This window comes from Bradyrhizobium sp. FW305-F6, from assembly GCF_058782905.1.
Genome location: NZ_JBYSYD010000001.1, coordinates 1355716 through 1377197 on the forward strand (window position 1 = coordinate 1355716; position 21482 = coordinate 1377197).

At 64.7% G+C, this 21482-nt stretch carries 19 protein-coding genes; 16 read left to right on the forward strand and 3 right to left on the reverse strand.

Annotated elements, in window-relative coordinates; genetic code table 11:
- Window positions 1-7: 7 nt before the first annotated feature.
- The 3 genes from AC3WLX_RS06560 to AC3WLX_RS06570 all read left to right on the forward strand — a co-directional run bounded on the left by AC3WLX_RS06560 (window position 8) and on the right by AC3WLX_RS06570 (window position 1919).
- Window positions 8-697 carry a hypothetical protein gene (locus tag AC3WLX_RS06560; protein ID WP_492335171.1) on the forward strand — a complete coding sequence of 230 codons (690 nt, stop codon included), beginning with the start codon at window positions 8-10 and terminating at the stop codon, window positions 695-697.
- Between the two features lie 127 nt (window positions 698-824).
- Entirely contained in the window at window positions 825-1268 is a 444-nt protein-coding gene (locus AC3WLX_RS06565; RefSeq protein WP_492335172.1) for an SRPBCC family protein, read from the forward strand.
- A 78-nt stretch (window positions 1269-1346) separates the two neighbouring features.
- Window positions 1347-1919, forward strand: a complete 573-nt coding sequence (locus AC3WLX_RS06570) for a c-type cytochrome (RefSeq protein ID WP_492335173.1) — start codon at window positions 1347-1349, stop codon at window positions 1917-1919.
- 40 nt (window positions 1920-1959) lie between these two features.
- Here AC3WLX_RS06570 and AC3WLX_RS06575 read toward each other — a convergent pair whose 3' ends face one another.
- Together AC3WLX_RS06575 and zigA are read right to left on the reverse strand one after the other, a co-directional pair.
- Window positions 1960-3285: an Hsp70 family protein gene (locus AC3WLX_RS06575; protein ID WP_492335174.1), complete on the reverse strand. Its 1326-nt coding sequence runs from the start codon at window positions 3283-3285 to the stop codon at window positions 1960-1962.
- A 130-nt stretch (window positions 3286-3415) separates the two neighbouring features.
- Window positions 3416-4621, reverse strand: a complete 1206-nt coding sequence (gene zigA, locus AC3WLX_RS06580) for a zinc metallochaperone GTPase ZigA (RefSeq protein ID WP_291618858.1) — start codon at window positions 4619-4621, stop codon at window positions 3416-3418.
- Between the two features lie 253 nt (window positions 4622-4874).
- Between zigA and AC3WLX_RS06585 the strand changes: the two genes are divergently transcribed.
- The 13 genes from AC3WLX_RS06585 to AC3WLX_RS06645 all read left to right on the forward strand — a co-directional run bounded on the left by AC3WLX_RS06585 (window position 4875) and on the right by AC3WLX_RS06645 (window position 20367).
- Window positions 4875-5012, forward strand: coding sequence for a hypothetical protein (locus AC3WLX_RS06585; RefSeq protein WP_492335175.1), 138 nt, complete (start codon window positions 4875-4877; stop codon window positions 5010-5012).
- Window positions 5013-5452: 440 nt separating this feature from the next.
- A complete protein-coding gene (locus AC3WLX_RS06590; RefSeq protein ID WP_291618856.1) occupies window positions 5453-6457 on the forward strand; it encodes a Bug family tripartite tricarboxylate transporter substrate binding protein in 1005 nt (334 codons plus the stop codon).
- A gap of 85 nt (window positions 6458-6542) precedes the next feature.
- Window positions 6543-7040, forward strand: a complete 498-nt coding sequence (locus tag AC3WLX_RS06595; RefSeq protein ID WP_291618854.1) for a tripartite tricarboxylate transporter TctB family protein — start codon at window positions 6543-6545, stop codon at window positions 7038-7040.
- Between the two features lie 42 nt (window positions 7041-7082).
- On the forward strand, window positions 7083-8582 hold the full coding sequence (locus tag AC3WLX_RS06600; protein ID WP_492335176.1) for a tripartite tricarboxylate transporter permease: 1500 nt from the start codon (window positions 7083-7085) through the stop codon (window positions 8580-8582).
- Between the two features lie 401 nt (window positions 8583-8983).
- The gene (gene oxlT, locus AC3WLX_RS06605; RefSeq protein ID WP_492335177.1) at window positions 8984-10273 is read left to right on the forward strand and encodes an oxalate/formate MFS antiporter; all 1290 of its coding nucleotides are present in this window, start codon (window positions 8984-8986) and stop codon (window positions 10271-10273) included.
- Between the two features lie 170 nt (window positions 10274-10443).
- Entirely contained in the window at window positions 10444-10872 is a 429-nt protein-coding gene (locus tag AC3WLX_RS06610) for a CBS domain-containing protein (protein WP_291618848.1), read from the forward strand.
- Window positions 10873-11422: 550 nt separating this feature from the next.
- Window positions 11423-12829: a hypothetical protein gene (locus AC3WLX_RS06615; RefSeq protein ID WP_492335178.1), complete on the forward strand. Its 1407-nt coding sequence runs from the start codon at window positions 11423-11425 to the stop codon at window positions 12827-12829.
- Window positions 12830-13092: 263 nt separating this feature from the next.
- Entirely contained in the window at window positions 13093-13296 is a 204-nt protein-coding gene (locus AC3WLX_RS06620) for a hypothetical protein (RefSeq protein ID WP_036017107.1), read from the forward strand.
- 115 nt (window positions 13297-13411) lie between these two features.
- Window positions 13412-14002 (forward strand): hypothetical protein, encoded by a 591-nt coding sequence (locus AC3WLX_RS06625; protein WP_492335928.1) that lies wholly within the window; start codon window positions 13412-13414, stop codon window positions 14000-14002.
- 310 nt (window positions 14003-14312) lie between these two features.
- Window positions 14313-15323, forward strand: a complete 1011-nt coding sequence (locus AC3WLX_RS06630; protein ID WP_291618840.1) for an NAD(P)H-dependent flavin oxidoreductase — start codon at window positions 14313-14315, stop codon at window positions 15321-15323.
- Between the two features lie 9 nt (window positions 15324-15332).
- The gene (locus tag AC3WLX_RS06635; protein ID WP_291618837.1) at window positions 15333-16301 is read left to right on the forward strand and encodes a zinc-binding dehydrogenase; all 969 of its coding nucleotides are present in this window, start codon (window positions 15333-15335) and stop codon (window positions 16299-16301) included.
- A 148-nt stretch (window positions 16302-16449) separates the two neighbouring features.
- Complete coding sequence (locus AC3WLX_RS06640) at window positions 16450-17823, forward strand: cation-efflux pump (protein ID WP_291618835.1); 1374 nt, start codon at window positions 16450-16452, stop codon at window positions 17821-17823.
- A gap of 213 nt (window positions 17824-18036) precedes the next feature.
- Window positions 18037-20367 carry a PAS domain-containing sensor histidine kinase gene (locus AC3WLX_RS06645; RefSeq protein WP_492335179.1) on the forward strand — a complete coding sequence of 777 codons (2331 nt, stop codon included), beginning with the start codon at window positions 18037-18039 and terminating at the stop codon, window positions 20365-20367.
- Between the two features lie 208 nt (window positions 20368-20575).
- Here the strand turns inward: AC3WLX_RS06645 and AC3WLX_RS06650 are convergent, their stop codons facing one another.
- Window positions 20576-21469, reverse strand: a complete 894-nt coding sequence (locus AC3WLX_RS06650; RefSeq protein ID WP_492335180.1) for a LysR family transcriptional regulator — start codon at window positions 21467-21469, stop codon at window positions 20576-20578.
- Window positions 21470-21482: the final 13 nt, after the last annotated feature.

Below are 21482 nucleotides of genomic sequence, written 5' to 3' on the forward strand. Positions count from 1 at the left end.
GATCAACATGTCACTGCTCGGCAAGGCCGCCGTCGCGATGTGGTGGAGCGTTCGCGCCGAACAGCGCGCCGAGTTCGGCGACTGGCATTCGCATGAGCACTTTCCGGAGCGGATGAGCATTCCCGGCTTCCGGCGCGGATCGCGCTGGAGCAGCACGACGGACGCCGAAGGCTTCTTCGTGCTGTACGAGCTGGAGCGATACGAGGTTCTCACGTCGAAGGGATATCTCGATCGGCTCAACGCACCGACGCCGTGGTCGTCCAAGATGATGCCGCATCATCTCGGCATGGTGCGCAGCCAGTGCCGGATCGTCGCAAGCTTCGGCGGCGGGATCGCAGGCGCGCTCGCCACCATCAGGCTGTCGCCGCACGCCGGAGGCGCCGCCGGGCTGCAGGCGTACCTTCTCGACACGCTCGGCGCCCTCGCCTCGAAGCCGGGGCTGACGGGCGCCCACCTGCTCCTGACCGATACGCCCAAGACGAGTTCGCCCACCACGGAGCAGCAGATCCGCGGCAAGGACGGCGCCGCCGACTGGATCGTTCTGTTGTCGGGTTACGATAGCGATGCGGTCGAGACCGTGATCGCAAGCCCGCTTTCGCCGGGATCGCTCGGCGCCATGGGTGCGCAGAACGATCCGACGATCGGCCGCTATCGGCTGGCGTTCACGATGACGCCGCACGATGTCGCAGTCATCTGACAATCTGGCACGGACACGGCAAAAAAATCCGAGCCGCCTGTCGGATCGGCAGCCTTGCGGTCGTCCTCGTGACATGAATGGGCCATCAACGCCGAGCTCGAGCCCATCAGCACCAAGGATAACAACCATGCCCAGCACTGTCCGCCTACACCGCGTTCTCGCCACCAGCCCGGAGAAGGTCTATCGCGCCTTTCTCGAGGCCGATGCGATGGCGAAATGGCTGCCGCCGAACGGCTTCACCTGCACGGTGCATCATTTCGAGCCCAAGGTCGGCGGCACGTTCAGGATGTCGTTCCGGAATTTCACCACGGGCCACAGCCATTCGTTCGGCGGCGAGTTCGTCGAGCTCGTGCCAGGCGAACGCCTCCGCTACACCGACAGGTTCGAGGACCCCAACCTGCCCGACCTGATCGAGGTGACCGTGATCCTGAAGAAGGTCTCGGTCGGCACCGAGATCGACATCACGCAATCCGGCATCCCCGACGTCATTCCGCCGGAGGCCTGTTATCTCGGCTGGCAGGAATCGCTGCGCAACCTGGCCAAGCTCGTCGAGCCGGAGATCAACCAGTAGCAACGACATCAACATCGCGAGGGCGGGTAAAGGCGCAAACCGCCGTGCCCACGAGCTTTCCGATACGACGACAGACGCGTGGGCAAGGCGCTGCGCGCTTTTGCCCGGGCGGCAGCACTGGTGCGCGGTCTTGATATGCATCAAACTGCCAGGAGGGCGAAGCGGCTAGGAGCACGAGACTCCCTGCCGATCGGAGGCGAGATGATGAGATCCACCGTCGCATGCTTGATCATTGCCGGTCTTGCCGCCGGTTTCGCCGCGTCCGCCCAAGCCGAAGAAATCGACATCGGCAGGGCGGAATTTCTGTCGTCGTGCGCGAGTTGTCACGGCGCCGACGCGAAGGGCAAGGGACCGGTCAGCGGCCAGCTCAAGACGGCGCCGTCCGACCTGACCCTGCTGACCAGCAACAACAACGGGGTGTTTCCCACCAACGCCGTCTTTGAGACCATCTACGGGTCGAAATCGGTCCCCGCCCATGGCACGCGTGAAATGCCGATCTGGGGCGAACGGTTCAACCCGATCGTCAACCTGCCCCACGCGGTTGATCCCACTTACTGGCAGAAAGCCGGGCCGCAGCAAGCCCCGGAGGTCGTGGTGCGGACTCGCATTCTCGCCGTGATCGACTATCTGAACCGGATTCAGCAGAAGTAACGGCCAATCAGCCTTCTGCCGGGACGCTCCTTGCCGCCTGCTACGGGGTCGCGGCGAGCCCGCCATCCGCCGTCCAGCGGTCGGGGTCCGGGCTGTGCCCGATCAGCGCAAGGCCGTAGGCAATGGACTCGAACTGGTCGCCCGACATCAGCCGCTCGTTGCCGAAGCGATCGGCGAACAGCTTTCGCACCGCGGGCACGAAGGAGGTGCCGCCGGTCAGGAACACCTTCTCGATGTCGCGCGCGGCAATGCCGGCCTCCGCGAGCACCTTGTCGACGGTGGCGCCCAGCCGGGCAATGTCGTCGGAGATCCAGGATTCGAATTTCTTCCGCGTGATGGCCGCGCCGATGTCGACACCGCCGCCCTTGAAGCGGAAATCCACCTCGTCCTGTGCGGACAGCGCGACCTTGGCGTCGGACACCGCGCGGTAGAGCGAAAAGCCGAGGTCGAGATCGACGATGGTGATGAAATCCTCGAGCAGCTTCGGCTTCAGCGCGGTGCGCTGGAGCTCGCGGAGTTCGCGCAGATCGCCGTTGCTCTTCATCATCGCCAGCTGATGCCAGCGCGCGAGGTTGGTGTAGTGGCCGGTCGGGACCGGCAGCACCTTGTCGAACGACCGGAAGCTGGAGCCCTTGCCAAGTCGCGGCGAGACGACGTGATCGACGATGCGGTAGTCGAAGGTGTCTCCGGCAACGCCGATACCGGCGTGGCCGAGCGGCTCGGCGCGCAAGACGCCGCCCGCGCGCGAGAAACGCATCACCGAGAAATCGCTGGTGCCGCCGCCGAAATCGGCGACCAGCACGGTGGCATCGCGCTCCAGTTTGCGGGCAAAGGAGAATGCCGCGCCGACGGGCTCGTAGACGTAGCGGGCGTGGCCGGCCCCCAAGCGCTCGAACGCGGCCCGGTAGCGCTGCATCGCCAGAGCCTCGTCGGGATTACCGCCGGCAAAGCGCACCGGGCGGCCGACCGTGATGGTCGCGGCGTCGAAGCCGAACTTCTCTCCGCCATGGCGCGCCAGCGTGCGCAGGAACGCCGCCAGGATGTCCTCGAACTTGTAGCGCTGCCGGAAGACTTGCGTGGTGTTGAAGCTGGCGCTCGCCGCAAAGGTCTTGAACGATTGCAGAAAGCGGTAGACGTGGCGGCCTTCGAGAAACTGCTCGATCGCCCACGGGCCGCCTTCGGTCTGGACGCCGGCGCCCGGCCGATCCTCCCAGAAGCACAGCGCCGACACGTAGACGCTGTGGCGCTGCCCGCCGTGGTCGAAGCGAATGGCCTCGACCCGGCGGTCGTCCGCCGCCAGCGCCACGACCGTGTTGCTGGTGCCAAAATCGATGCCGATCGAGACGGCGGGCGAGGCGCTCGACATGAACCACTTCTTGCAGATGCTTGGAAAGGGGGCAGAGCACTAACGGCTTTGCCGTCCCCTTGCAAGACCTGGCCGGAGATGGAGATGACCGGGCCACGACCTCGCGCCGGAACTCCGATCTTCACGCCGCTCAGTTGGACTGATCGCCTCGACGCCAGGCCGGAAAGGGATCGGCGAGTACGGACCACGCGGCGGTGTCCATGCTGGACGTATCGGGGACAAGACATGCATCCAGCCTGCGGCGGATCTCGGCTTCGTCCATGCCGGTGCCGATGAACACGATCTCCTGGCGGCGATCGCCGTAGACCTTGTCCCAATACTGGCCGAGCCGCTTGCGCCAGCCTTCGTCGTTGGGCCACCGCTCCTTCGGGACGCTCGCCCACCAGAAACCCAAGGCTTCGGTCCTCACGATCGCTCCCGCCTGGCTGATTTCGCCGAGCCATTGCGGCCTCGTCGCCAGCCAGAAATGACCTTTCGCCCGGATCACGCCCGGCCAGGACTGCTTGACGAACGCGTCGAACTTCGAGGGATCGAACGGCCGGCGGGCGCGGTAAACGAAGTTCGTCACGCCATATTCCTGCGTCTCGGGCACGTGGTCGGCGAAACCGTAGAGCTCCTTGTACCAGAGCGGATGCTGCTGGGCCTTCTCGAAGTCGAAGCGGCCGGTGTCGAGCACGCGGTCGAAGGGCACACGGCTGTGATTGGCCTCGATGATGTCGGCTTCGGGATTCAACGCGCGGATGATCTGCCGCGCCGCCTCGCGCTGTTGCGGCGAGGCATCGTCCACCTTGTTGAGGACGATCACGTCGGCGAACTCGATCTGCTCCACGAGGAGATCGACCAGCGTCCGCCTGTCTCCGTCCAGCGCCTCGCCGCGCTCGCCGAGAAACTCGGTCGAGGCATAGTCCTTGAGCAGGTTGACGGCGTCGACCACCGTCACCATCGTGTCGAGGCGGGCGACGTCGGAGAGGCTTTCGCCCTCCTCCGACCGGAAATCGAACGTCGCTGCGACCGGAAGCGGCTCCGAAATGCCGGTCGATTCGATCAGCAGATAATCGAAGCGGCCGCTTTCGGCGAGCCCACGCACTTCCCTCAGCAGATCGTCCCGCAGGGTGCAGCAGATGCAGCCGTTGGTCATCTCCACCAGTTTCTCGTCAGTCCGTGAGAGGTTGGCACCACCATCGCGGACCAGGTCCGCATCGATGTTCACCTCGCTCATGTCGTTCACGATCACCGCCACTTTCAGTCCGTGCCGGTTGTTGAGAACGTGGTTCAGCAAAGTGGTCTTTCCAGCCCCGAGGAAGCCGGACAAGACGGTGACGGGGAGTTTGGGCATGAAGGTCAAACAGCCTTTTCAGCGGGATGGGTCGAGGGCGGCGAGACACGGCATCTCACTATGTAATGTTATAACATTACATTCCCGTTTCCGCAGGCAATGTCAATGCTCGCCGGAAGTCCTCGCCGCTATGCCGCAATGCGGGAGACCGAATGCTGCCATGCAAACACGCGGCTGGACGCTGGCATCTGGTATACGTAAATTACCTTCACATGAGGCAGCAGGATTGGCTGCTTCCAGAAAGGGATTTCCGATGTCCAAGACCGCTTCCGTTGCTCTCGCACCGTCGTCGTCGCTGTTCGCCCGTCTGATGGCGACGATCGACAGCTTCCTGATGGCAAGCGCCGAAATCTCGAATCGCAACGGCCAGCTGCCACGTTTTGGCCTGTAAGGCCTCATTCAGCGTGCAGATTGCGGGCTGACAGCCCGAAGCCGTTTCACGAATGGCCCCGCTTGTCGGGGCCATTTGCTTGTCGCATCCCAACCAGCGCGCGGGCCAAACTGCGACAATTAGTCCACGACGTGCCCTCCCGATCCGATTGTTTGTTCGCTGGCATCTCGCATACCATTCGACCAAGAGCAATTTACGAACAAAGCACAGACGGGGGAAACCACCGCAGGACGGGAACGGCCACGCCACGCGCCGCCAGCCGTGGCGGAACCTTAGCCGAAAGGAGCGGATGCCGCGCCCTGTCCCCCCTCCTAGAATTTCTACCGGGACTTGCATGGGGATTGTCCGAGACCGGTGACCCCAAGCATGTGACTCAAGATAGACTGACGCAAGCCGCCGAAGAGCGGCCGCGTTGAATGGTTCGACAGGGAGTGAAGCAGATGAAGCCGTTCGTTCTGAATGTCGCTGCGGCGGCAATCGTGATGTCGTGCGCCGGCAGCACCGCGAGCCGCGCGGCCTGGGAGCCGGTCCGCCCGGTCGAGTTCATCGTGCCCGCGGGCACCGGCGGCGGCGCCGACCAGATGGCACGCACAATCCAGGGCATCGTCACCAAGCACAACCTGATGAAGCAGCCGCTGGTCGTCATCAACAAGGCCGGCGGCGCGGGCGGTGAAGGCTTCCTCGACGTGAAGACGTCGGCGAACAATCCGCACAAGATCATCATCACGCTGTCGAACCTGTTCACGACCCCGCTCGCCACGGGCATCCCGTTCAACTGGAAGGATCTGACCCCGGTCGCGATGCTCGCGCTCGACGAGTTCGTGCTCTGGGTCAATGCCGAGAAGCCGTACAGCTCCGTCAAGGATTACATCGACGCCGCGAAAAAGGCGCCGAGCGGCTCATTCAAGATGGGCGGCACCGGATCCAAGCAGGAAGACCAGATCATCACGGTCGGCATCGAGAAGGCGATCGATGCCAAGTTCACCTACATTCCCTACAAGGGCGGCGGCGAAGTCGCGGTGCAGCTGGTCGGAAATCACGTCGATTCGACCGTCAACAATCCGATCGAGGCGGTCGCGCAATGGCGCGGCGGCAAGCTTCGTCCGCTCTGCGTGTTCGACGCCCAACCGATGGCCTACGACGAGCCGATCGCCGACGGCAAGGCCTGGAAGGATGTTCCGACCTGCAAGTCGCAGGGCCTTGCGATGGAATATCTCATGCTGCGCGGCATCTTCATGGCGCCCAAGGCCACAAAGGACCAGGTCGAATATTACGTCGAGCTGTTCAAGAAGGTGCGCGCCACGCCGGAATGGCAGGACTTCATGAAGAGCGGCGCGTTCAACACGACGTTCCTGACCGGCGCTGATTACGCCAAGTGGATCGAGGCGGAGGAGAAGCGTCACGAGGGCCTGATGAAGGAAGCCGGCTTCCTCGCATCGAACTGAGCCACGGCATCGATGCCGCCCGAGGATGCTGCGCGTCCTCGGCCGGGAGCGACCGCGAACGACTGCATCTCCGCCTGGAGGCCTCATGACTGAACGATCCCGATCCGAATCCGGCCCTGCCCACAAGACGCTGGAAATCGGCATGGCGCTGCTGATCGGCGCCTTCGGCCTGGTCGTGATCTTCGGTAGCATCAAGGCCGGCATCAATTGGGGTGCGGAGGGACCACGTGCCGGCTTCTTCCCCTTCTATATCGGCGCCGCCATCGTCGGCGCGAGCGCGATCAACCTCTGGCACGCGCAACGCGACGATGACGGCCGGCTGTTCGCGGAATGGGGACAGCTGCGCCAGGTGATGAGCGTCGTGGTGCCCACCGCGATCTATGTCGGTGCGATGCCGTTCATCGGCCTCTACGTCGCCTCAATGGTCTTCATCGCCTGGTTCATGCGCTGGCTCGGCGGCTATCGCTGGCTGACGGTCGCCGCGGTCGCGATCGGCATGCCGGTCCTGACCTATCTGGTTTTCGAGCGCTGGTTCCTGGTGCCGCTTCCCAAGGGGCCGGTCGAGGAATGGCTCGGCCTGTGAGAGCCACGCATTCATTCAATTGCTGCTGCGGGACGTCCTGACATGGAAGAGTTGGCCAACCTGTTTCACGGCTTCGCAGTCGCCCTGCAGCCCTACAACATCATGCTGATGGTGATCGGCATCACGCTCGGGGTCATCATCGGCGTGCTGCCGGGACTGGGCGGGGCCAACGGCGTCGCGATCCTGCTTCCCCTCACCTTCAGCATGCCGCCGACATCAGCCATCATCATGCTGTCCTGCATCTATTGGGGCGCCTTGTTCGGCGGCGCCATCACCTCGATCCTGTTCAACATCCCTGGCGAACCGTGGTCGGTGGCGACCACCTTCGACGGCTATCCCATGGCGCAGCAGGGCAAACCCGGCGAAGCCCTCACCGCCGCCTTCACGTCCTCCTTCGTCGGCGCGCTGTTTGCCGTCATCATGATCACGCTGGTCGCGCCGCTCGTTGCAGGCTTTGCGTTGCGGTTTGGGCCGGCGGAGAAGTTCGCCGTCTATTTCCTCGCCTTCTGCTCGTTCGTCGGCCTCAGCAAGGAGCCGCCGTTCAAGACCATCGCGGCGATGATGATGGGCTTCGCACTGGCGGCGGTCGGCCTCGATTCCATCACGGGACAGTTGCGGCTGACCTTCGGCGTCACCGAGCTGCTCAACGGCTTCGACTTCCTGATCGCCGTGATCGGCCTGTTCGGCATCGGCGAGATCCTGCTGACCATGGAGGAAGGGCTTGCGTTCCGTGGCGGCAAGGCCAGCATCAACCTTCGCGTGGTGCTGCAGACCTGGCGGGAATTGCCCGCTTACTGGATGACCTCGCTGCGCTCCTGCCTGATCGGGTGCTGGATGGGCGTCACGCCTGCTGGCGCAACGCCAGCCTCCTTCATGAGCTACGGTATCGCCAAGCGCCTGTCGCGACGCGGCAACAATTTCGGCAAGGGCGAGATCGAGGGCGTGATCGCGCCGGAAACGGCCGCGCACGCCGCGGGCACCGCCGCGCTGCTGCCGATGCTCTCGCTCGGCGTGCCGGGCTCGCCGACGGCGGCCGTGCTGCTCGGCGGCCTCCTGATCTGGGGCCTGCAGCCCGGCCCGATGCTGTTCGTCGAGCAGAAGGAATTCGTCTGGGGCCTGATCGCCTCGATGTATCTCGGCAATCTCGCCGGCCTCATCGTCGTGCTCACCTGCGTGCCAATCTTCGCCGCGATCCTGCGCGTGCCCTTCGGCATCATCGCCCCGCTGATCCTGGTGCTGTGCGCGATCGGGGCCTATTCGGTGCACAACAGCACCTTCGACGTGATGCTGATGCTGGTGTTCGGCGTGCTCGGCTATCTCCTGAAGAAGTGCAACTACCCGCTCGCTCCGCTCGTGCTCGCCATCGTGCTCGGCGACAAGGCCGAGGAAGCCTTCCGGCAATCGCTGCTGGGATCGCAGGGCTCGCTCGGCGTGTTCTTCTCCAACGGACTCGTCAGCACCATCATGGCGCTCGGCGTCGTCGCCCTGTTCTGGTCCGTGATCCAGGAAGGCTATAGCCGGCTGCGCACGTCGATGGCGTAAGCGGAAGGCTGCGGAATCCGCATCGCTCTTCACGTCAGAATGCCGCAGCCTAGACTTCTGGAATACAGAATTTTAGGAGCCACGGCATCTCTGCAGAAGTCGCGCGCCGGCTGGACGCAGCCTGACCCGTGGGGGAAGAGCTCCCGCTGCGGGCGCCGCCCAAGATGGCGCTCAAAACCTCAAACAAGCCAGAATCGCAACCTCATCAATGATTTGATGGAGATTCGATTCTTCACGACGGCAGCGGTTGAGGCTTTACAGATCCTCTCTTATACGTCATGTGAGTGAACTGCGCTATTTTGTCGCATCTCTCCATCCCATCTTGAATATTGGCATATTGCATACCAAGCTGCGCGCTAGCGCACACATAAAAATGATGGGCGCATTCGGGAGGGTTTTGAATGACGGACATGGTGCAGTCGGCTGCGGCCCCAGGTGTCTCACGTGTGAGCGATGCGTATCGCTGGGCGCAATTGGCCGTCGGCGTGGCGGCGATGGTGATGATCGCCAACTACCAATACGGCTGGACGTTCTTCGTCCCCGACATCCAGAAGACATTCGGCTGGGATCGCGCCTCCATCCAATGGGCCTTCACCCTGTTCGTCTTGTTCGAGACCTGGCTGGTGCCGATCGAAGGATGGTTCGTCGACAAATACGGCCCGCGCATCGTCGTGCTGGTCGGCGGCGTGCTCTGCGCCATCGGCTGGGCTATCAACGCGTATGCGACCTCGCTCAACGGCTATTATCTCGGCATGATCATCGCGGGCATCGGCGCCGGGGGCGTCTATGGCACCTGCGTCGGCAACGCGCTGAAATGGTTTCCGGACAAGCGCGGCCTTGCGGCCGGCATCACGGCCGCCGGCTTCGGTGCGGGCTCCGCGCTGACCGTGGCGCCGATCCAGGCCATGATCAAGGACAGCGGCTTCCAGACCACCTTCCTCTATTTCGGCCTCGGCCAGGGCATCATCATCTGCATCCTCGCCTTCTTCCTGCTCGCGCCCAAGGCGGGCCAGGTGCCGAACGTGGTGGCGAACGCCAACCTGCTGCAGACCCGCCGCAACTATCAGCCGACCGAGGTGCTGCGTCAGCCGATCTTCTGGCTGATGTACTTCATGTTCGTGATCGTCGGCGCCGGCGGCTTGATGGTGACGGCCAACCTGAAGCCGATCGCAGCCGACTGGAAGGTCGATAACGTGCCGGTCACCCTGATGGCGGTGACGATGACGGCGGTGACCTTCGCGGCGACGATCGACCGCGTGCTCAACGGCCTGACCCGTCCATTCTTCGGCTGGATCTCCGACATGATCGGCCGCGAGAACACGATGTTCATCGCCTTTGGCATGGAAGGATTCGGCATCTGGATGCTCTACCTCTGGGGCCACGATCCGGTCTGGTTCGTGCTGCTGTCCGGCTTCGTGTTCTTCGCCTGGGGTGAGATCTACTCGCTGTTCCCCTCGACCTGCACCGACACGTTCGGCGCCAAGTTCGCGACCACCAATGCCGGCTTGCTCTACACCGCCAAGGGCACCGCAGCGCTGCTGGTGCCGATCGCCAACTACATGCAGCAGTCGTCGGGCACCTGGGACGCCGTGTTCATCATCGCGGCCGGCGCCAACATCCTGGCCTCGCTGCTGGCGATCGCGGTGCTCAAGCCCTGGCGCAAGGTCGTGGTCGCGAAATCGACTCTCTGATCCACGTCGTATTCATCAATCACAGCGCCCGGCCTCACGGCCGGGCGTTCTGCTTGTGCGGCAAACGTCAGAAGCGCTGTCACAAGAATTTTCGGATCCGCCAAATTCGCGCTTGACGACTGGCATTATGTATACCAAACTTCCCACAACGTTTACCCAGGGAGGTCGCCATGCTGGTCGGAGACATTCTGCGCAAGAAGACGCCGCGCGTCGTCACGGTGCGTATGAACGAGACGGTGGGGATCGCGGCCAAGCTGATGCGGGCCAACAACATCAGCGCGCTCGTGGTCAAGGACGTGGTCCGCTCCGAAGGCAACACCGCGGTCGGCATGTTCACCGAGCGCGACGTGGTGCGCGCCGTCGCCGAGCACGGCGCCAATGCCGTCAACGTCAAGGTCTCGCAGCTCGTCTCGGTGCAGCAACTTGTGTCCTGCACCACCTCGGACACGATCGAGCACATTCGCCATCTGATGAACCGGCATCACATCCGTCATCTGCCCGTGATCGACAATTACAGTCTCGTCTCCGTCGTCAGCATGCGCGACATCGCAGCCGCCGTCGACGAGGCGCTCAACGGTACGCCGCAAGCAGCGGCTTAGATTCGCGCCCGTATGACGACGCCTTCTGCGCCATCATTTCCCGAGGAAGTTCGAGCGCAGCTTGTCAGCCAACCAGATCGCGAAGATCGCACCGAACGCGAGAGCAACGTACAGGCCCGTCCACAGTAGTGCGTTACCTGCATTGGTCATGGCATCCTCCCTGGTGTTTAAAGTCGATTGCCGGGAAGGATAAAGCGGCCGTGCCGGCGCGATTTGCGCCGGATCAATTTTGCCGCGCTGCGGCGACCATAAATGAGTGCGCGGTCTGACGACCGGCTCTGCGTCATCCGGGACGCGCGTAGCCGCAGGCAATGCTAGGGATGCATGGAGTCCGGGCTCGCGACTTCGTCGGGCCTGGCATGACCGTCAGGGATTATGGCCCCGCCCCGCCTCGCGCCGTCGACAATCCGGCTCCGCCCTTGCACCGATCCGCTGACGCAACCAGCCGGGGATTGCGGCACCGGAAAGCTCCCGCGCGCCCGGCCGCCCCTTGCGCTCGGTTCCGCTCTTGGCAACTATGACGATGTTGCGCCGGCGTGAGGAATTCACGATGTGGCTGTTTTTCCTGGTTGCCTGGTTTGCCCTGCTTGCCGTCATTGCGGTCTTGGCCCAGCAGACGTTCGGCTACGACATCGCCCACCTGCCCGTCTGGTTCGCCGGCCTCTCCGTGCCGCAGCGCACGACCATCGGCGCAACGCTGGCCCTTGCCGTGGCCCTGATCGCCGGCTCGGCCTGGCGGCTCTCGCGGCAGGACCGAAACCTGAAGACACTCCGTGACCGCCTGAGGAAGACCCGCGAGGACGTCGTCGTCGCCCATGCCCTCCAGAACCACCTCGATGCCACCGTCCAGCACCTGATCGAGAGCGATCCCCGGGAGGCGGTCTCGGGTCTGCACGACAAGCTGGCCGAGACCGAGCGGCGTGCCCTGCTGCAGCAGGGTCGCAACGAATCCACCGACATGCACGACCAGCTCGCCGAGATCCGCCGACGCCAGCAGGACCTGCGCGAGATGGTCGGCAAGGTCGCCGAGCAGCGGCGTACCGTCGAGCCCATATTCACCGAGATCCGCGACCGCCAGAACCAGCTCGAGCGCTCCCTGCACGACCTCGAGACCGACGACCGCAAGAACAACCTCGCCGACCGGCTCAAGGACATCGCGCGCGACGTCTCGTTGCTGCTGACGCGGGTGGGCACGGTCCAGGAGACGTTTGCAACCCTCAACCAGTACAAGGAGGATCTGGCCAGGTCTCACGCGGAGCTGGCGCCGCTGCGATCGACGGACGCCGGCATCAACGCGCTGATCGGCGAGCTCAGCCTCAGCCATGACCGTCTTGCCAAGAGCCTCGACGAACTCGAGACCGGCGGCGATGCGCCGCTCGACGCCCGCGTCGAGACGCTTTCGAAAAACAAGATGGAAATCCAGCAGCGCCTCGCCCGCATCGACGACAGTTTCAACATCCTGAAGAGCATCCGGCTGGATTTCGAGGAGCTCGGCCAGCGCCAGGCTCAGCTCGACCGTTCGCTCGCCGACGTCGAGATCGATCCCGACGGCAAGACGCTTGCCGAGCGCCAGAACGCACTGAACGAATTCATCGTCCAGTCGCGCCAACGCCTCGGCGCGCTCCAGGAGACATTGGCGACGCTCAATGCCTTCAAGGCCGAGCTGTCGAAGTCGCAGGCCGACCTCATCCCGCTCAATGCGCCGGTGTTCGGCATCGAGGCCATGATCGCCGAGGTCGGCGCCACGCGCGACCTTCTCGCGAGGACCGTCAGCGAGATCGAGGCGAATGCCGGAGTGACCCTTGCCTCGCGCGTCGACGCGCTGACCAACAGCAAGCGCGAAGTGGAAGACCGCCTCGCGCGCGTCTTCGACAATTTCAACGCGCTCGACGCGTTGCGCAAGGACATCGGCGGAATCTTCGCGACGATCAGGAACAGCCTGAACCGGATCGGTTGAGAACAACCGGTCTCGTAGCCCGGATGAGCGAAGCTACATCCGGGACCAGCGATCCGCAAAGCCACCGGATATCGCTACGCTCATCCGGGCTACACTCCGCGGACCGTGCTGCGAAACATCCAGACACATCACATCTGCGCGCCGCCCGATCAATGCCGCCAACATGTCCCGCGCCTGCCGCACTGTCGTCGCATTCCGCCGCCCTTGTGAGGCGTGTCTGGGGGGCACGGCATTGCCGCGTTTAGACCAAACCTTGTAGGGGTGTGACTGTGAAGAAGATTGTGATTGCTCTGGGTGCCACGCTTGCTCTGGTGACGGCTGCAAACGCTGCGGATCTGCCGCGTCGGCAGCCCGTGCCGGTTTATCCAGGCGAACAGGCTCCGATCGGCAAGATGCCGATTGGCAAGAGCCCGGTCGGAAAGGCCCCGATCGGCAAGGCGCCGGGCCCGGTCGCGGCGCGCTACTGACGCGCAGCGGAATACGCGCAGACTTTGCGTAGCGCCGACAAGTCGGGGGAATAGCGTGACGAACCAAGCTGGTCGACCGGGATCCTGCATCCTCGCAGGCTTCGCTCTTGCGGCTATGCTCGCATGCTCAACGCCCTCGGTGTCGGCCCACGAGGCCAACAAGCGCGTCGCCGATGCGAACGCGCTTGTTTCGACCGACACCGCCTCGCGAGCGGCGCCGCCATCGACGCGCCGCTCGGTCGCGCGTGCGGAGAAGGGCCCCTATTACGTCGACTTCCGCGCGCGGACCGCGGCGAGCTGGGGCCATGCCTTCGTCTGGTACGGCAAGACCAGCGAGAAGGCCGTCGAAGTCGCGGGCCTCACGCCGGCCGGCGACACGCTCGCCTATGTGCTCGGTCATATCACCTTCGTGCCATCCGAGACCGGCGCGAGCTACGGCGATCTCGATCCGGAATATCTGACCGCGAGCTATCGCGTCTATCTGAGCGAGGCCGACGCCAAGCGCGTGTTTGCCTACATCAAGGAGCTGCAGGCGAGCTCGCCGGTGTGGAACGCCGAGACCGCCAATTGCACCGGCTTCATCGGCGACATCGCCGAGTTCATGGGATTGAAGGTGCCCCATCGCTGGCAGCGTCCCGAAAAGTTCGTCAACAGTTTGAAGGAAATGAACGGCGGACGGCAGATGGTGCGGCTGTCGGCGCGGTAGCTATTCGCTCCATACTCGGTGTCATTGCCCGCGAAAGCGGGCAATCCAGTGTTCCAGAGACAGCGAGGCTGGAGCCGAGAAGCCTTAGCGTACTGGATAGCCCGCCTCCGCGGGCTATGACAGCGGAGCTTGAGGAAAGAGTTTGCCTCATCGGGTGACGGCATGCGCCGATTATCCGCCTCGCGGAATCACCCCGCCATCCGCATGCCTCATCGCACGCCCCCGCAATAGACATTTCCTAACCCCGGCGGCATCCTTCCTGTCATCAATCGACAACAGAGGCCGCGGGCCATCCAGGGGGAAACGCATCATGCTGCAGACACGGTTCACCAAACTCGTCGGCGTCGAGCACCCGATCGTCCAGGGCGGCATGCAGTGGGTCGGCCGGGCGGAGCTGGTCGCCGCCGTCGCCAATGCCGGCGCGCTCGGCTTCATCACGGCGCTGACCCAGCCGACGCCGGAGGACCTCACCAAGGAGATCGCGCGCTGCCGCGACCTCACCGACAAGCCGTTCGGCGTCAACCTCACCATCCTGCCCGCGATCAAGCCGCCGCCTTATGCCGAGTACCGCGCCGCCATCATCGAGAGCGGCATCAAGGTGGTCGAGACCGCCGGCAACAAGCCGCAGGAGCATGTCGACGAGTTCAGGAAGCACGGCGTGAAGGTCGTGCACAAATGCACCAGCGTGCGCCACGCGCTCTCGGCCGAGCGCATGGGCGTCGATGCGATCTCGATCGACGGCTTCGAATGCGCCGGCCACCCCGGCGAGGACGACACGCCAGGCCTGATCCTGATCCCGGCCGCCGCCAACAAGATCAAGATCCCGATGATCGCCTCCGGCGGTTTCGCCGACGCGCGCGGCCTCGTCGCGGCGCTGGCGCTGGGCGCCGACGGCATCAACATGGGCACGCGCTTCATGGCGACCAAGGAGAGCCCGATCCACCAGCTCATCAAGGAGAAGATCGTCGCCAACGACGAGCGCGAGACCGAGCTGATCTTCCGCACCATGCGCAACACCTCGCGCGTCGCCAGGAACGCGGTCTCGACCAAGGTCGTCGCGATGGAAAAGGAAGGCGCCAAGTTCGAGGACATCCGCGAGCTCGTTGCCGGCGCCCGCGGCAAGATGGTCTATGCCACCGGGAATTCCGACGAAGGCATCTGGTCGGCCGGTCAGGTCCAGGGTCTGATCCAGGACATCCCGAGCTGCGCCGAGCTGGTCTCCCGCATCGTGCGCGAAGCGGAGGCGATCATCCGCGGGCGGCTGGAAGGCATGATCATTCAGCCGCAACGCGAAGCTGGGAATAATCACTGCAACAGGTGAGAGTATTGCATGAAAGCCTACGTCTACGGCCCTGAAGGGGCGAGGATTTCCGACGTCGCTCAACCCAAGCCCAAAGGCACGCAGGTGCTGGTTCGCGTCCGCGCCTGCGGGCTCAACCGCGCCGACACCGCCATGCGCAAGGGACACGCCCACGGCGCGGCCGGCGGCGTCGGCACCGTGCTCGGCATGGAATGGGCCGGCGAAGTCGCCGAACTCGGGCCCGACGCAAAAGGTGTGAAGGTCGGCGACCGCATCATGGGCTCGGGCAGCGCTGCGTTCGCCGAATATACGCTCGCCGATCACGGCCGGCTGTTTCACGCGCCCTCGAACATGAATTTCGAGGAGGCCGCCACCCTCCCGGTCGCGCTCGCGACCATGCACAACGCCGTCGTCACGGTCGGTGGGCTTCAGGCGGGACAAAGCGTCCTGATCCAGGGCGCGAGTTCCGGCGTCGGGTTAATGGCGATGCAGATCGCCCGGCTCAAGGGCGCGAAGCTGGTGGTCGGTTCGTCCACGGACGCCTATCGCCGCGGCCGGCTGAAGGACCATGGCGCCGACCTCGCCGTCGACTCGTCCGATCCCAAATGGGTCGACGAGGTGCTGAAGGCGACGAACGGCGAAGGCGTCGACCTCATCATCGACCAAGTCTCGGGCAAGGTCGCGAGCCAGAACCTCGCCGCGACGAAAGTTCTGGGCCGCATCGTCAATGTCGGCCGGCTCGGCGGCACCCATGCCGATTTCAACTTCGACCTGCACGCGGCGCGACGCATCGATTATGTCGGCGTCACCTTCCGGACCCGCACGATCGAGGAGGTCCGCGAGATCTTCGCGGAGGTCAGGAAGGACATCTGGGGTGCGGTCGAGGCGCGAAAACTGCAGCTTCCGATCGACAAGGTGTTTTCGTTCGACCAGATCGACCAGGCGTTCGAGCACATGGAGGCGAACAGGCATCTGGGGAAGATCGTGGTGACGGTGTAGAGCGCCGCGGGGAATCTCGGGATTTCCGGGTTCGCCTTCGGCGCCCCGGCATGACGGGGCGAGAGCGTATTCCGCTCCTGCAAGTCACTTGCGACAGCAGCTGACAATCATCGCTTGATGTTCACCCCTGCCCTGCTAAATCCCCGCCATGACCTCCCACACCGACAAAACCTCGGTCGCGGCGATCTCGATCCTCGCCAGCGGCGGCATGGCGGCGGCCAAATTCGCGGTCGGCATCGCGATCGGCTCGCTGGCGCTGATCTCGGAAGCCCTGCACTCGACGATCGACCTCGTCGCGACCATCATCACCTGGGCCGTGGTGCGGGTGTCCGACAAGCCGGCGGACGACGAGCACCATTACGGCCACGGCAAGCTGGAAAGCGTCTCCGCGCTCGGCGTCACCGCCCTGCTCTACGTGCTCGCCGGTGGCATCCTGGTCGAGGCCTATAGCCGGCTGAGCGAGGGAACCCCGCCGCCGACCATCTCGGCCGTGCCTTTCGTCGTGCTGGTGATCGACATCATCGTCAATCTCTGGCGCGCCCGCGCCCTGCAGCGTGCCGCGCGCGAGACCAGGAGCCAGGCGCTGGCGGCGGATGCGCTGCATTTCGCCTCCGACGTGATGGGCTCGTTCGCGGTCATCATCGGCCTGATCCTCGCCGCCCTCGGCTTCTGGTGGGGCGACGCCGCCGCGGCCGCCGCGGTCGCCGTGATGATCGCAGCTCTCGGCCTGCGCATGGCCGGCTCGACCGTGCAGACGCTGGTCGACCGCGCCCCCGAAGGCGCGCAGGAGGCGGCCACCGCCGCGATCCGGAGCGTGCCTGGCGTGATCGAGGTCGAGCGGCTGCGGGTGCGGATGGTCGGCGCGACCACGTTCATCGACGCCATCGCAAAAGTGCCGCGGACCTATCCCATCGACCGCGTCGAGGAGATCAAGCGCGACGCAGAGGCCGCAGTGCTCAAGGCCTTCGGCGATGCCGACCTCACCTTTGCCGCGGTGCCCGTCGCACGCGACAACGAGACCGTCCGCGACCGCATCATGGTGATCGCGCACAATTCGGGCCTCGCGGTCCATCACGTCACGGTGCACGACCTCGGCGCCAAGCTGATCGTCAGCATCGACCTCGAGGTCGACGGCGCGATGCAGCTCGAGGCCGCCCACGACATCGCCAACAACCTGGAACGCAACATCCAGGAAGAGTTCGGCGAGGACGTCGAGGTCGACGTCCATATCGAGCCGCTGGAACCGGAACTGCCGTTCGGGATCGATGCCGCGCCGGAGAGGGTGCGGACGATCGCCGCCGCGCTGACGGAATATGCCGCCGGCGGCGAGATCCACGACATCCACAATGTGCGCGTCCGCAACACCGATGCCGGCGAGATCGTCAACTTCCACTGCCGCGCCGCACCGTCGATGAGCGTGATCAAGGTCCACGAGCACGTCGATGCGATCGAGCGCGCCTTGCGGCACGCGTTCCCGAGCGTGAAGCGTGTCATCAGCCACGCCGAGCCGCCGCGTGCGTGACGAGAAACGCGCGAAGAGTCACACGTTCTCGTTTCGGACTCGCTGCGCCCGTGAGTTTGCGGACGCAGGATGCACAAACTGCGTGTTGGATAAGAATAATTTCGCGTTAACGATTCGTTGACTCTCGACAGCCCGCGAAAACTGGATTCAAATCGGTGTGATTCGAAAGCGACGTGGGGCTGCTTTCGAACTGGTTTTCAGGGGGCCGAAGGCATGCCGCGTGCAGACGCCGCGAACGCGTGCGTCCAATCCGACTCGATCAAGGGATTGGCGCAATCGATCGCGAAACCTGCCTATCACCGGCTCCTGACCGCGGAGCCAGCGCTGCGCCGCGCCGTGCCGACGCTCATCATCGCCTTCCTGATCACGATCTGTCTCGGCGCCTTCGTGCAGGTCGTCGACCAGACGCGCCAGAAGCGGCTGGTGATCCGCCACGACATTTCGGCCCTCGCCGATCTGCTCGCCGAGCGCATCGACCGGCTCACCACGGTAAGACACGAGCGGCAGAAGGCCGTCGAAAGCCTGCCGACGCTGCTGCCCGATCTGATTCCGTCCTGGGCCACGGCCTCCGGCCGCCACGTCATCGTCACCTCGGCCGGCGTCGACCGCCACATCCTTGCCCGCGTCCCGGCCGACGCCGATTCGGTCGGCAACGACCGCCTGCTCGATGCGATCACCACGGCGCAGCTGGTCGCGGCGCCGCCGCGCGACGCCAACGTCTCCGACATGACGCTGCCGAACGGCAATGCCGCGATGGCGACCTCGCGCCAGATCAAGTCCCTGCCCGGCTTCGTCACCGTGATCCAGGAGCGCAACGAGCCGATCTGGGGTTCGGACGCCGCGCTCTCGGTGACGCTGTCGGCGACGACGGGCTTCGTCGTCCTGATCCTCGGCTTCGCCTTCCACTGGCAGTCCACCCGCGCCCGCGAAGGCGATCTCATTAATGACGCCGTGCGCGGCCGCATCGACACCGCGCTCAACCGCGGCCGCTGCGGGCTGTGGGACTGGGACCTGTCGCGCGGCCGGATCTTCTGGTCGCAATCGATGTTCTCGATGCTAGGCCTCGACGGCCGCCACGAGCTCCTCACCTTCGGCGAGGTCAACGCGCTGGTGAAGTCCGACGACATCGACCTGTTCGAGATCGCCGACCAGCTCATCTCCGAGAAGATCGACCACATCGACCAGACCTTCCGCATGCAGCATGTCGACGGCCACTGGATCTGGCTGCGCGTCCGCTGCGAGAAGACGCGCGGCGCAACCGATTCCAGCGTGCACCTGATCGGCATCGCGGTCGACATCACCGAGCAGAAGAGCCTCGCCGAGAGGACGGTGGAAGCCGACCTGCGCCTGCGCGACGCCATCGAGACCATCCCGGAAGCCTTCGTGCTGTGGGACGCCAGCGACCGCCTGGTGCTCTGCAACTCGCACTTCCAGCGCCTGCACAAGCTGCCCGAGACCGCGGTCATCCCCGGCACCTCCTACGAAACCGTGCTGGAAGTCGGCCGCATGCCGGAGGTGCGGACCCGCCACAACGAGACCGCCCCCCAGGGCCCGGGCGCGCGTACCTTCGAGGCGCAACTCGATGACGGCAGCTGGCTGCATATCAGCGAGCGCCGCACCAAGGACGGCGGCTACGTTTCGGTCGGAACCGACATCACCCGGATCAAGGAGCACGAGCAGAAGCTGGTCGACAACGATCTGCGCCTGCGCGCCACCGTCATCGACCTCAAGCGCTCGCAGGCGGCGCTGGAGCGTCAGGCGGTCGAGCTCGCCGACCTCGCCGAGAAGTACCAGCGCGAGAAGACCCGCGCCGAGGAGGCTAACCAGACCAAGTCGAAATTCCTCGCCAATATGAGCCACGAGCTGCGCACGCCGCTCAACGCCATCATCGGCTTCTCCGAGATCATGGGCTCGGGCATGTTCGGCGAGCTCGGCAGCGAGAAGTACCAGGAATATTGCCAGGACATCCTGACCAGCGGCCACTACCTGCTCGAGGTCATCAACGACATCCTCGACATGTCCAAGATCGAGGCCGGCCGCATGAAGCTCGACATGGAAGAGCTCGACCTCTCCAAGACGCTCGCGGAATCATTGCGGGTCGTCACCGGCCGGGCGCAGGACAAGAACCTGACGCTCGATGCCGACATCGCCAAATCGATCTCGGTCGTCGCCGACCGCCGCGCCACCAAGCAGATCATCGTCAATCTGCTCTCCAACGCCGTCAAGTTCACGCCGGACGGCGGGCGCGTCGTAGTGCGCAGCCGGCTGCTCGACGACCGCATCGTGCTGATGATCGCCGACACCGGCATCGGCATCGCGCAGCATTCGCTGGCGCGGCTCGGCCGTCCGTTCGAGCAGGTCGAGAGCCAGCTCACCAAGACCTATCACGGCTCCGGCCTCGGGCTCGCCATCGCCCGCTCGCTGGCGCAGCTCCAGGGCGGCTCGATGCGCCTGCGCTCCAAGCTCGAGGTCGGCACCGTCGTGCGCGTGACCCTGCCGCGCGACGCGATCAAGGCGACCGCCGGAGTTTCGGCGGCGGCGTAGGACGCCTGAAAGTTCGGTTAATCGGTGCCGCAGCCCGGACACCTCTCCCGCTTGCGGGAGAGGTCGCGCCGAAGGCGCGGGTGAGGGCTTTCTCCTCTGGGGGAGGATCCCGTTGCGGAGACACCCTCTCCCCTACCCTCTCCCGCAAGCGGGCGAGGGAGCGCACCGCCGGCGCGGCAATCAGATCTGATCACATCACTATCAATCTCTACAACTGCAGCTTCGGCGCGACTTCGCGCGCGACGTTGACCAGGGCTGCGATCAGCGGCGTCATCGGATCGCGCTGCGGGATCACCATGCCGATGCTGTAGTTGACGTCGGGATCGACGATCGGGATCGAGCGCACCGTGTCGGACAGGCCGAGCGTCTCGGCGAGCTTGGCCGGCATCACGCTGGCCCAACGCCCGGTCTTCACATGCGTGAACAGCACCAAGAGCGAGTTCGAGGTCAGCGTCGGCGTCGCCTCCGCGCCGACCGAGCGCAGCGCGCGGTCGATGATGCGGCGGTTCTGCATGTCCGGCGTGAGCAGGCACAGCGGCACCTGGCCAACCTCCTTCCAGGTCACCGTCTCGCGGTCGCCGAACATCGCGTCCGGCGCGGTGAGCAGGCGATAGCTCTCGTTGTAGAGCGGAATGGTACGCACCTTGCCGATCGGTTCGTTCTCGATATAGGTCAGCCCGGCATCGACCTCGAGGTTTTCGAGCAACCCAAGCACCTCGGACGAGGTGGTGGACTGGATGCGGAAGCGCACCTCCGGATGCCGGGCGCGGAACGGCGTCGTCAGCGCGGCGACCATGCCGAGCACGGTCGGGATTGCCGCGATGCGGATCTCGCCGGAGAGCTGATGCTTCAGCCCGTTGATCTCCTCGCGCATCGCGCGGGCATCGCCCACGATCCGCCGCGCCCAATCGAGCGCGCGCTCGCCTTCCGGCGTAAAACCCTGGAAGCGGGAACCACGCTGGACCAGCATCACGCCGAGGATCTCCTCGAGCTGCTTGAGCCCGGTCGACATCGTCGGCTGCGTCACGCCGCAAGCCTCTGCCGCGCGTCCGAAATGCCGCTCCTTCGCCAGCGCCAGCAACAGTTCAAGCTTGTCGATCAAGCGTTCGTCCCTC